This window comes from Streptomyces sp. NPDC002467 (genome assembly GCF_042889825.1).
Classification (GTDB): domain Bacteria; phylum Actinomycetota; class Actinomycetes; order Streptomycetales; family Streptomycetaceae; genus Streptomyces.
Genome location: NZ_JBIARJ010000029.1, coordinates 68,998 through 79,365 on the forward strand (window position 1 = coordinate 68,998; position 10,368 = coordinate 79,365).

A 10,368-nucleotide genomic window follows, 5' to 3' on the forward strand; every position below is an offset into this window, starting at 1 on the left:
GGGGTCACTGTCAGGCTGCGCCCCTGCAGCTTCTCCTCGCTTGGGCCGGTCGGCCCCTACCGAGGGGACCGGTCGGGTCTCCCCTCCGTGTCCTGGCAGCTGCGACGGTGGAATCCGGCACCCGTCTGGCGAAGGAGGGTCGCTGCCATGTCCCAGTCGGCCCCGTCACTCTCCACCCGTCCCGCCCTGCTGAGGTTCCTCGGCGGTGTTCGAACGGTCACCGGCAGCAAGTTCCTGATCGAGAGCGACCACGCCCGGGTCCTCGTCGACTGCGGGCTCTTCCAGGGTGTCGCGGACCTGCGTCGCCGCAACTGGGACAAGCTGCCCTGCGACGCCCACGACATCCGTGCCGTCGTCGTGACCCACGCCCATCTCGACCACTGCGGCTACTTGCCGCGCCTGGTCCGGCACGGCTTCCGAGGCCCGATCCTGACCAGCGCGGCCACTGCCCGCCTCGCCGAGATCGTGCTCCGCGACAGCGCCCGCCTTCAGATGGAGACCGCCGAACACGCCAACCGGCGCGGCTGGTCCAAGCACAGCCCCGCCAAGCCCCTCTACGACGATGACGACGTCGACCACACGGTGAAGTTCTTCGACCCCGTACCCATGGGCAGCGAGATCGAGATCATGGCCGGCACGAGGCTGAAGCTGCACCACGGCGGCCACATCCTCGGCTCGGCCTGGGCCCATCTGACCCTGGAGGACGGCCGCACCCTCGCCGTCAGCGGCGACCTCGGCCGCCCCGGCCACCCGCTCCTGCGGCCGCCCGAGCCCTTCGACGGCGCGGACGTCCTGCTGATGGAGTCCACCTACGGAAACCGCCGCCACGACCACGAAAGCGCCCGCCGGGAGTTCGCCTCGGCGATCACCCGCGCCCTGGCACGGGGTGGCACGGTCGTCATCCCGGCCTTCGCGATCGACCGGACCGAGGTCGTCCTGCACGAACTCACCGCCCTGCGCACCGACGGCACGCTGCCCCGCCACGTCCCCGTCTACGTGGACAGCCCGATGGCCCTGGCCGCTCTGAACGTCTACCGCGACGCCCTGCGCGCTCACTCCCCCGAAATACGCCCCGACATCCTCGCCCAGGGCGAGGCCGCGATCAGCCCGGAACCCTTCCTGGCCGCCCGCACCGTCCAGGAATCCATCGACATCAACAACACCACCGGGCCCGCCATCATCGTGTCCTCCGCGGGCATGGCCACCGGAGGCCGCGTCCTGCACCACCTCCACCGAATCCTGCCGGACCCCCGCAACGCCGTGGTGATCGTCGGCTTCGCGGCCGCCGGCACGCGCTCCCGCGACCTCGTGGACGGCGCCCGCACGCTCAAGATGTTCGGCGAATACGTCCCCGTACGCGCCGAGGTCGCCGACGTACCGCACTTCTCCGCGCACGCCGACGCCGACCAGATCATCGACTGGCTCCGCGCCGCCCCGGCCCCGCACACCACCTACCTCGTCCACGGCGAGGAGACCGCCTCCGAAACCCTGCGGGACCGTATCGACCACGAGCTGGGCTGGACGGCCGTCGTACCCAAGTCCGGAGAGGCCGTCCTGGTCCGCTGAGCGGGGCCGGACGGTCCCTGCGGTGTGCACCGCGCGGCCCTCCCGGACACGGTGGCCCACCGAGCAGGGTGGATGCGAAGGGTTGGAGGCACTCCATGAGCACCATGCACACCGTCCTCGAAGCGATGGCACCGGAAGCCCGCGAGGCCCTGCTCGCCCACTCCCACCAGGTGACCTTCCCGGCCGGCAACCGCATCTTCAAGGAGCGCCGGCGGGCCGAGAAGTTCTGGATCATCCTGTCCGGCACCGTGGACCTCGGCACGCACATCCCCTGCCACAAGGACGCTGTCATCGACACGCTCGGCTACGGCGAACTCCTCGGACGGTCCTGGATGGTCCCGCCCTACAGCCGGCGCCTCGGCGCCACCGCCTCCCACGAGGTTCGCGCTCTGGAGTTCGACGACGTGGCCGTACGGGAGCTCTGCACGGAGGACTCGGCTGTCGGCCGCTCCGTCTCCGTCGCCGTGGCGGCGGTCATCGCCGACCGGCTCGACCCCGCCCGTACCCGGCTCCTCGACCTGTTCGCACCCCACGGCAGCGGAACCCCGCTCTCCTACGCACGCTGAGGACTCCGCCATGACTTCCACCCCCTACACCGTCGCCGACGTCATGACCACCAAGGTCATCGCCGTCACGCCCACGACCGGCTTCAAGGACATCGCCGCCGCGATGAAGCGGTGGAAGGTGACGGCCCTCCCCGTCGTCGAAGGCGAGGGCCACGTCGTCGGAGTGGTTTCCGAGGCCGACCTGCTGCCCAAGGAGGAGTTCCACGAGCACGGTCCGGGCCTGATCGAGCAGATGCGTCGCCTCGGCGACACCGCCAAGGCCGGCTCCACCAGCGCCGAGAACCTGATGACCAGCCCCGCCGTCACGATCCGCCCCAACGCCACCCTGCCCCAGGCAGCTCGCATCATGACCGACCGACGCATCAAGCGCCTCCCGGTCGTCGACGCCGACGGCACCCTCAAGGGCATCGTCAGCCGCGCCGACCTCCTCAAGGTCTTCCTCCGCACCGACGAAGAGCTCACCGATGAGATCCGCCGGAGCGTCATCGAGCGCCTGTTCCCCGTCTCCCGGGGCGGGGTCACGGTCACGGTCACGCAAGGGATCGCCACCCTCACGGGCAGCGTGCGGGACGACCATCTGATTCCCATGGCCGAACGACTCGCCCGGGCCGTCGAGGGCGTCGTCGACGTCCGGTGCCGACTGGAAGCGCGCACCGCAGCATGAACTCCGCCCTCCCGTTCGACCGGGCGAGTTCCCGGCGTCAGAATTTCGACAAGGGGTCTGAGAGGAGTTACGCGATGACCACCGCACGGGACATCATGCACGCGGGTGCCAGTTGCGTGCAGGAGAGCGAAACCCTGATGGACGCCGCCCGGCGCATGGGCGAGCTCGATGTCGGAGCCCTGCCCATATGCGGCCCGGACGACCGGCTGCACGGCATCATCACCGACCGCGACATCGTGGTGAAGTGCCTGGCAAAGGGCAAGGACCCGCATCACATGACGGCTGGGCAGCTCGCCCAAGGGAAGCCGGTCACCGTTGACGTCAACGCCGACAGCATGCAAGTCCTGAGCACCATGGAGCACCATCGCATCCGCCGGGTGCCCGTCATCGACGACCACCGCCTCGTCGGCATGATCAGCGAGGCCGACCTGGCCCGGCATCTACCGGAGGAACGGGTGGGACAGTTCGTCGAACAGATCTGCGCATCTTCTTAGGACGTTTCCCGACCTCGCGGGGCGCGACCTGCGCGGTCTGGCCGCGCGAGGCACTCGACGCGATGGACTTGAGGAAGTGGATGCCGCGCTCGCCACCTGCCGGCGCGACTACCAGGGCACCGAGATGAGCACGACCGCGACGCCGAACCCCACCGCCGCGACGGCCGACGGCGCAGGGGGATCTGGGACTACCGTCAGTCGGGCGGTCGTCACCTTGACGATGAATCCCGCAATCGATCTCTGCTGGGAGGTCGAACACCTGGAAGGCATCGGGAAGAACCGTGCGCGGGTCAGGTCGGTGGCCGTCGGGGGCGGAGGGATCAACGTCGCACGTCACGTGGTGAGGTTCGGAGGACGGGCCACCGCCGTCCACACCGCGGGAGGCGAGGTCGGCCTGCGCCTCAACCGGCTGCTGGACGAAGAGGGCATCGACCACGTCGCCGTCGCCATCGACGACGACACCCGCGAAGCCCTCGTGCTGTTCGAGGCCGAATCGCGTCGCAGCTACCACATCGTGCCACCTGGCCCGCGACTGGACGAACGCGAGGGACAGAGATGCCTGGAGGTGCTGGAGCGGTTCGCCGGCAGTTGCCCGTACGTCGTGGCCAGCGGCAGTCTGCCCGGCGGCTTGCCCGACGACTACTACGCGGCCGTCGCCCGCCATGTCAAGGAAGCCGGATCCAGGCTGGTGCTGGACACCTCCGGGCCTGCTCTTCGGGCGGCGCTCACGGAGGGCGTGTTCCTGTTCAGGTGCAACCGGACAGAGGCCGAGAGCCTCACAGGGAAGGCCATGAGCGGCTTCGACGACGCCCGCGCCCTCAACGAGCACCTGCTCACCACGGGGGCCGCCGAGATCGCCGTCACCACCCTCGGAGGGCTGGGCGCACTGTGCTCGACCCGCCACGGCCACACCAAACTCTATGCGCCGCCGCTGCCCGGCGAGCCCTTGAGCGATGCAGGGGCAGGAGACAGCATGGTTGCTGCCCTCACGACACAGTTGGCCTCCGGCGAGGATCCTGTCAGCGCCTGCGCCCTGGGGGTGGCGACGGCCGCCGCAGCGATGCTCACCCCCAGCACCGAACCCTTCGACGTGGACGTGGCATGGTCTCTGCGCCCGCTGGTGAGGACCGCCGCCGCCTGAGGGGCATCGCGCCGCACCCGCTTCGGAACTGGGTCATTCCAGGCCCAGATCGGATCCCCCTCCTGCCGTCCGGCGACGCGGCCGGCCGGGGCCGGCCCGGCCGCATCGCGGTCGGGGGACGGGGCGTCAGGCCGCTTGGGACACGGCCTCGAACTCGAGCGGAAGGCTCAGCTCGGTCTCGCCCGTGAAGACCGAATCCATGAGTGCCCGCAGCCGCCCCGGGGCGTCCGGCATTACATGCGCGTATGTCTCGTGGGTGATGCGCGGATCCCGGTGCCCGAGCCACTCGGCCAAGTCCGTCACACGAACGCCCTTGGACAGTCGGGCCGAGGCGAAGAAGTGGCCCAGCCCGTGCGGGGTGACCGATCTTGTGATCGCTGCGTCCTGCTCGGCCTTGCGCCACAGGCGGTCGACGAGCGAGTACATCAGGACGTTGGTGCGCCGGACATTGGAGATCGCCCGGAAGCCGGCTCAGCGCCTCTCCGACATGGAACGTCCCGTACAACCGGACGTGCTCCTGCACTTTGGCCGCGATGCTGGACGGCAGCGGGACCGCCCGGCCCTCGTCCAGGTCACGCCACTTGAGGTGCCGGATGCAGTGGGCCCGACCCCGCCCCTTCGTGATCGCCTTCTGCGGCGGCCGGCGAGTAGCGGCGGTAGTAGGCGAGTTCGCCGGTGCTGCGGTTGCGGCGGATCAGCAATTGCCGGCTCCCGGGCCAGGAGTCGGTGAAGTCGATGACGGCCCAGTCGCAGAAGCGGTGGCCGGGAAGTTCCGCGCGGACACGCTGGCCAGGAAGGTGCCCAAGATGACTTCGTCCGAGCAGCTAACCGCGAGGACGTAGCCGGTGCCGCGTTCTTCCAGCGCGGCGCATGGCGTCGGGTTGCCGCCGTAGACCTCGTCTCCCGCGAGCCAGGCGGCCCGGTGGCCGGCGTCCAGGAATCGGGTGACCATGCGGGCGGCAAGCTGCGGTTCGGTCGCGAATTCGATCGTGCCACCGAGTCCGGCGGCCCGGCAGCGGTCGGGGTCCGAGGTGCAGGAACGCGGAACGTACAGTTCCCGGTCTACCGCGGCGTGTCCGCGGCGGCCGGGGTAGAGGAGATAGACGGCGACCTGCGCGTTCTCGATCCTGCCCGCGGTGCCGGTGTACTGGCGCTGGACACCGACGGTGTCGGTGCCCTTCTTCACGTTGCCGGTCTCGTCGACTACCAGAGCCGCCTGGTCGTCCCGCAGATGCTCCACCACGTAGGCCCGCGCGTCGTCGCGGACCTGGTCGGCGTCCCACTTGGCCCGCCCGAGCAGGTGTTGCATGCCGTCCGGGGGGCTCTCCCCGGCCCGCTCTCGATGGTCCAGCAGTTTTTGCGCGGCAGGTCCGACGGCAGCCCGAGCACCAACCGCCCGACCCGATGTCGGGGTTCGACCCGTGCGAACCGGCCCGCGATCCGGGCCATCAGGCCCTCGAACGCCTCCTGCCGACGGGCAGGGTCTACGCTGTGGCCTGCGGCCGCCGCGTGATCTTCAGTCTTCACACACCGATGACCAACGGTGGCCGCGCCCGTCTCCACAGCGCGTCGGGGTCGCGCAGCGTCTGCCTGCCGTCATGTGTCTGGAGGACTTGTGCAACGTGGCGAAGTCTGGTGGGTCCAGTTCGACGAGCGGAGGTTGGTCGTACTGCTGTCGGGAGACGACGCGTCCGGGATCCGGGTGATGCAGGTCGTCGCTCCGGCGGGCGTCGACATCAGCGGTCTGGGCATCGAAGTAACGGTCGGCGCCGGTGAAGGACTGCCGTTCGAAGGCGTGCTGCGGCTCGCGTTCCCGCGTCCGGGCTTCACCCCGTGCACGTGGCTGACCACCGTGTCGCGGGACGACCTGATAGAGCGGGCGGCCGTCCTGTCCTCCGTGAAGCTCACCGAGATTGACGACGCACTCCGACTCGCTGAACAAGCGCAGGAGCAGACCCCGACCACGACCGCGAAGCTCAGCGGGATAAGGGATGCCCTCCGTCTCGGTGAACTCGGGTAGACGGAGAAAGAACCGACGTCCGCGACGGCGTGGGCGATCTCGGGCGAGATGATCGACGCTGGCCGCCTGCCGCCTCGGCGGCCCTCACCACCGAGATCACGAATCTACGGCTGTCGTATTGGGCGCCTCATTGGCCAGAACAAGGATCAGGCGAAGGTGGTGCCCAGTTCCTCAAATTCCCGTGCCAACGAGCGCCTTCGGGCCATCGCTTGAGTCCGGCCCGTAGAGCGCGCGACCACAATGCCGTACGTGATTCCGCCGGACGGGCGGGAGATCTGGGCGTCGAGGCGGGCCGACGTCCTCTGGCCCCTGATGATTCTCCAGTTGCTCCAGGGGGTCTCGATCGGGGCTCCTGCGCTCGACCCCCGCCGCGGGCCCGTACGGCGGCAGGAGCAGTGATGGACCTGCCGGCGGACGGAGCCTGACAGCCACAGGTCCCCACGTGTAGCGTCCCCCCATGACCGACGAGATCACGGCCAGGGCAGGCAGGGAGTTCTACACGTTTGACGGCCGGATCCTGGAGGTCTTCGGCAGCCATCCGAAGCGGTTCCACATCCGGAACATGGACCTGCGGGTCAGCGACCCCGACGCGAAGGGGAAGCGGACCGTCGAGATCGTCGCCGGTCCGCCCGAGGCCCCGGCCACGCAGCACACGTGGCACCACTCGGCCGAGGAATGGCAGCAGGCGAAGGGCCTGGAAGCCCTGCTGGAAACGGTACGGGCGGGCATCGCGTCAGTGCGGGAGAACGGAGCCTGACTGACACCCGACCCCGGCAGCCGCCACCAGCGCCGCTGGGAAGCCGGCGGCGGCCACTGACCGGGTCAAGGCAGGTTCAGGCCGGTCCCGGGTGGAGAGGCCTTCGGCGCGGGTCGGCCACGGACGGTGAGTACGCCGTCGGCCCCGGTCAGGCGCAGCACACGGTCGACGGGGCGGCTGGGAGCGGTCACCACGATGGATTTCCCGGCCTCAAGGGCCATCCGGTTCAGGTCGAGAAGGACATCAAGGCCCGAACTGTCGCAGAAGGTGACTGCGGACATGTCGATGTCCAGGCCGTCGCGGCTGGACTCCAGAGCCACGGTGAGGTCCCGGTGCACGCTCTTGGCGTCGTCCATGTCGATCTCGCCGCGGACGCGGGCCAGCACCCGGTCCGGGCCCGGTTCGAACACCACGGCGACAAGGGGAGGGCGGAGGGGGACGCTGAGAGGTTCCACGGCAGCGGGGAGGCCGTCCGGAGAGGCAGTCGAAGTCATGGCCTTGCTCCCTTCACAACCCCCAAACGCGGGGAAAGAAGGCCTTGAAAGGGCAACGGCAGGGTGAGCCCGGTCAGGAGCGTGGGTCGCGCTCACCGTGATCACCGCCGTCGGGGGGTGCTGCGCCTCGGCCCGGTGGATCGAGGTCGACCAACAGGTTCAGGAGGCTCGCGATCTCGTGGTGCCCCTCGGCCGGGTGGCGGAAGAGCGTCCTGGGCGTGACCTCGTAGTGGTTGCGGCGGCCGTGGCGTCCCCGGGTGAGGTATCCCGCGCGCTCGAGATCACCGACGATGGCCTGGGCCGCCCGTTCCGTGAGCAGGCAACTCTCGGCCAGATCGCGCAGCCGGACCTCCGGATCACGAAGGATCATGGCGAGGATCCGGGCGTGGTTCGTGACGAACGTCCAGCTGCTCCGAGGCTCCACCGGCTCCATGTCCGAAATTATACGATTTGCGATTCTGGTTTCGCCAGACCGGAACCCAAAATCTTGCGGCACCCCTCAACGGGGGCACCCGGTCACCAACCGCATCACCGTCGTCGCACCGTCACAGAAGCACTCGGACCCCGCCTCCGGCGGGGCCGAGTCACGAGGCTCGCAGGTCAGGGATACACCCTCACTAACCGCACCGCTTCGAGGTCAAAGAGCACTCGGAGGGTAGGTCATGGCGCGCTGCTCTGCAGCCGCTGGACCGACGGCACCACCACGAGGCCGGATTCGTTGATCCTGGCCGCCGGCCACCGCCCGGACGTGCCTGCCTGGTCGGTCTCGGCGGAGCCCTCGACACCTCCGGCCGGCCCCGACACCGGGACGGCGCTTGGCCTGGCGACCTGGTCCGCCTGAGCCTGTTCTCCGCCGTCGCCTCCGCATGAGGACGGCGAGGCGTGCGTATGCGACATCTCCGACCCCGGCCTCTCCCAGCCCACCGTCTCCCACCACTTCAAGAGGCTGAAGGAGGCCGGGTTGCTGCCCTCCGAATGCCGCGGCACGTGGGCCTCCTACCGGGTCGAGCCGTCCGTACTCGCTGCCATGGGCGCGCTGCTGGCGGGCGCTGCGAAGGCCGCGTGACCGGAATGCGGATCGAGGACTCCTCCCAGAGCATGCCGAGCAGGTGCTGGGCATCTGCCAGGCGGGGATCGACGAGGGCAACGCCGCCTTCGAAGCCTCCGCCCCCGAGTGGGCCGCGTTCGACAAGGCCGAGCTGCCCGGCCACCGCTTCGTCGCCCTCGAGCCGGCCAGCGTCACAGCGGGGGGTGAAGTGTGCGCCGGAGGCAGGGCCGAGGAGGGCGGTCAGGACGCCGAGGCCGAAGACGGTGGGGGTGGAGTTGGCCGGCAGCTGCAGCCCGAGAGGTGCCCATCAAGGTCCTCTTCACCATCGCCCGCGCTGCCTCGTCGACGACGCTCTGCAGGTCGGCCGTCGCGTCCAGGGTCACACCGGGCTCGTCGGGCCGCAGCGGTTCGAGGGCGGTGTACTGGGAGTCCACCAGCGGGGCGGGCATGAAATGGCCCCGGCGGCCGGCGACCCGCCGTTCGGCGCGGGTGCGGTCGAGCACGAGGTGGACGAACACGACGCCCGGCGCTCCCGAGACACCCATGACGACTACGACGGGCGACATCGGCGACGCTGCTCCCACGAGCTCCCTCACCTGGTCAGGTCGGCCGGACCGGCCTCAGAAGACGGCGATCGGATTGACCGGCGAGCCCGTGGCGTCGGGCAGCCTGAGCGGGGCGATGACGCAGAGGAACGACCAGCGCCCCTCCACCTCGCAGACCTCCACGAGGTCCTCGAACTGCAGGTAGTCCAGGAGGTGGAGGCCCATGGAGTGGATCGCCAGCACGTGCACGGGGAAGTCGATGCCCTCGGTGCAGCTCGGAGCGGTGTCGTGGTTCCCGTCGCTCCCCAGCACCGCGACCCGCCGGTCCCGCAGGAACTCCACCGCGTACGGGTGGAGGCCGGCACGCAGCTCCGCCGCGTGCCACGCACCGAGCTCGGCGCGGCGCCGGCGGTGGCCGACCCGGACGAAGAGGAGGTCGCCCTCGCCGACCCGGACCCGCTGGGCGCGTTCCGCCGCGGTGAGGTCGTCCAGGGTCACGTGGTCGCCCGGTTCGAGCCACGGCACCCCGCGCAGCCGCGGGATGTCCAGCAGCACGCCGCGGCCGACGATCCCGTCGCGGACCGCCTCGACGGTCAGGGCCGTGGCCCCGTCCGGCGTGACGCTGTTCGCGTCCACGCCCCCGTACAGGGTGCCGTCGTAGATCACGTGGCACAGGGCGTCGAGATGGCTGTCGGCGTCCCCGTGGACGTTCATCGTGAAGCGGTCCCTGGCGAACTGGAGCCCGGTGGACTCGATCCCGCCCCGTACGGCGCCGGTCATGACGTGCTCGCAGGGCTCGGTGTCGTCGGGCCCCCGCTCCGTCTCGACCCGCGCCGCCATCGTCACCGTCCGGCCGGAGCGCACCTCGGCAGCCGCCGCCCGCACGCGGTGTGGGGTGAGGTCCTCGAGGGCGCCGCGCCGCGGGTCGCCGGGGGCGGCACCGGGCGGGCGGCGGACGCGGGCGTAGAGCTCGGCGAACTCGGCCGCGGTCAGCCGCGGCGCTCCCGCCGCGGGGGCGTGCGCGGGCATGGTCAGCGTTCCATCTGCTCGTCGAGCGCCCGGTCGAGGGTGGT

The 10,368-nt window shown here is 70.2% G+C and carries 11 protein-coding genes and 3 pseudogenes; 8 read left to right on the top strand and 6 right to left on the bottom strand.

Annotated features, from left to right (window positions below):
• Positions 1-147: 147 nt before the first annotated feature.
• The 5 genes from ACFYYJ_RS38225 (at position 148) to ACFYYJ_RS38245 (ending at position 4,431) form a co-directional block, all read left to right on the top strand.
• The gene (locus ACFYYJ_RS38225) at positions 148-1,566 is read left to right on the top strand and encodes an MBL fold metallo-hydrolase RNA specificity domain-containing protein (protein ID WP_389139162.1); all 1,419 of its coding nucleotides are present in this window, start codon (positions 148-150) and stop codon (positions 1,564-1,566) included.
• 95 nt (positions 1,567-1,661) lie between these two features.
• Positions 1,662-2,132, top strand: a complete 471-nt coding sequence (locus tag ACFYYJ_RS38230) for a cyclic nucleotide-binding domain-containing protein (RefSeq protein WP_389139164.1) — start codon at positions 1,662-1,664, stop codon at positions 2,130-2,132.
• A 10-nt stretch (positions 2,133-2,142) separates the two neighbouring features.
• Positions 2,143-2,796: a CBS domain-containing protein gene (locus ACFYYJ_RS38235; protein WP_389139166.1), complete on the top strand. Its 654-nt coding sequence runs from the start codon at positions 2,143-2,145 to the stop codon at positions 2,794-2,796.
• Between the two features lie 74 nt (positions 2,797-2,870).
• The gene (locus ACFYYJ_RS38240) at positions 2,871-3,290 is read left to right on the top strand and encodes a CBS domain-containing protein (RefSeq protein ID WP_385124508.1); all 420 of its coding nucleotides are present in this window, start codon (positions 2,871-2,873) and stop codon (positions 3,288-3,290) included.
• A 76-nt stretch (positions 3,291-3,366) separates the two neighbouring features.
• Positions 3,367-4,431, top strand: a complete 1,065-nt coding sequence (locus ACFYYJ_RS38245; RefSeq protein ID WP_389139168.1) for a 1-phosphofructokinase family hexose kinase — start codon at positions 3,367-3,369, stop codon at positions 4,429-4,431.
• Between the two features lie 126 nt (positions 4,432-4,557).
• Here ACFYYJ_RS38245 and ACFYYJ_RS38250 read toward each other — a convergent pair whose 3' ends face one another.
• Both ACFYYJ_RS38250 and ACFYYJ_RS38255 read right to left on the bottom strand, forming a co-directional pair.
• Positions 4,558-4,887, bottom strand: a complete 330-nt coding sequence (locus ACFYYJ_RS38250) for a tyrosine-type recombinase/integrase (RefSeq protein ID WP_389139183.1) — start codon at positions 4,885-4,887, stop codon at positions 4,558-4,560.
• A gap of 179 nt (positions 4,888-5,066) precedes the next feature.
• A pseudogene (locus ACFYYJ_RS38255) lies at positions 5,067-5,880 on the bottom strand (IS701 family transposase); the annotation flags it as partial.
• A gap of 166 nt (positions 5,881-6,046) precedes the next feature.
• Between ACFYYJ_RS38255 and ACFYYJ_RS38260 the strand changes: the two are divergent.
• Both ACFYYJ_RS38260 and ACFYYJ_RS38265 read left to right on the top strand, forming a co-directional pair.
• Positions 6,047-6,451 carry a type II toxin-antitoxin system PemK/MazF family toxin gene (locus tag ACFYYJ_RS38260; protein WP_389139170.1) on the top strand — a complete coding sequence of 135 codons (405 nt, stop codon included), beginning with the start codon at positions 6,047-6,049 and terminating at the stop codon, positions 6,449-6,451.
• Positions 6,452-6,908: 457 nt separating this feature from the next.
• The gene (locus tag ACFYYJ_RS38265; protein ID WP_385363827.1) at positions 6,909-7,208 is read left to right on the top strand and encodes a hypothetical protein; all 300 of its coding nucleotides are present in this window, start codon (positions 6,909-6,911) and stop codon (positions 7,206-7,208) included.
• Between the two features lie 65 nt (positions 7,209-7,273).
• Here the strand turns inward: ACFYYJ_RS38265 and ACFYYJ_RS38270 are convergent, their stop codons facing one another.
• Both ACFYYJ_RS38270 and ACFYYJ_RS38275 read right to left on the bottom strand, forming a co-directional pair.
• Complete coding sequence (locus tag ACFYYJ_RS38270; RefSeq protein WP_385363826.1) at positions 7,274-7,621, bottom strand: STAS domain-containing protein; 348 nt, start codon at positions 7,619-7,621, stop codon at positions 7,274-7,276.
• A gap of 154 nt (positions 7,622-7,775) precedes the next feature.
• Positions 7,776-8,135 carry a helix-turn-helix transcriptional regulator gene (locus ACFYYJ_RS38275; RefSeq protein WP_389139173.1) on the bottom strand — a complete coding sequence of 120 codons (360 nt, stop codon included), beginning with the start codon at positions 8,133-8,135 and terminating at the stop codon, positions 7,776-7,778.
• Positions 8,136-8,524: 389 nt separating this feature from the next.
• On the opposite strand from ACFYYJ_RS38275, the pseudogene ACFYYJ_RS38280 reads away from it, so the two are divergent.
• A pseudogene (locus ACFYYJ_RS38280) lies at positions 8,525-8,768 on the top strand (ArsR/SmtB family transcription factor); the annotation flags it as partial.
• Positions 8,769-8,949: 181 nt separating this feature from the next.
• Here the strand turns inward: ACFYYJ_RS38280 and ACFYYJ_RS38285 are convergent.
• A pseudogene (locus tag ACFYYJ_RS38285) lies at positions 8,950-9,048 on the bottom strand (aquaporin family protein); the annotation flags it as partial.
• Positions 9,049-9,370: 322 nt separating this feature from the next.
• Complete coding sequence (locus ACFYYJ_RS38290; protein ID WP_389139186.1) at positions 9,371-10,324, bottom strand: cyclase family protein; 954 nt, start codon at positions 10,322-10,324, stop codon at positions 9,371-9,373.
• Positions 10,325-10,368: the final 44 nt, after the last annotated feature.

What these genes read in the sequence shown, in the direction of transcription:
- ACFYYJ_RS38225 (WP_389139162.1), top strand. Translation starts at nt 148, where the DNA reads ATGTCCCAGTCGGCCCCGTCACTCTCCACCCGTCCCGCCCTGCTGAGG.
- ACFYYJ_RS38230 (WP_389139164.1), top strand. Translation starts at nt 1,662, where the DNA reads ATGAGCACCATGCACACCGTCCTCGAAGCGATGGCACCGGAAGCCCGC.
- ACFYYJ_RS38235 (WP_389139166.1), top strand. Translation starts at nt 2,143, where the DNA reads ATGACTTCCACCCCCTACACCGTCGCCGACGTCATGACCACCAAGGTC.
- ACFYYJ_RS38240 (WP_385124508.1), top strand. Translation starts at nt 2,871, where the DNA reads ATGACCACCGCACGGGACATCATGCACGCGGGTGCCAGTTGCGTGCAG.
- ACFYYJ_RS38265 (WP_385363827.1), top strand. Translation starts at nt 6,909, where the DNA reads ATGACCGACGAGATCACGGCCAGGGCAGGCAGGGAGTTCTACACGTTT.
- ACFYYJ_RS38275 (WP_389139173.1), bottom strand. Translation starts at nt 8,135, where the DNA reads ATGGAGCCGGTGGAGCCTCGGAGCAGCTGGACGTTCGTCACGAACCAC.
- ACFYYJ_RS38290 (WP_389139186.1), bottom strand. Translation starts at nt 10,324, where the DNA reads ATGCCCGCGCACGCCCCCGCGGCGGGAGCGCCGCGGCTGACCGCGGCC.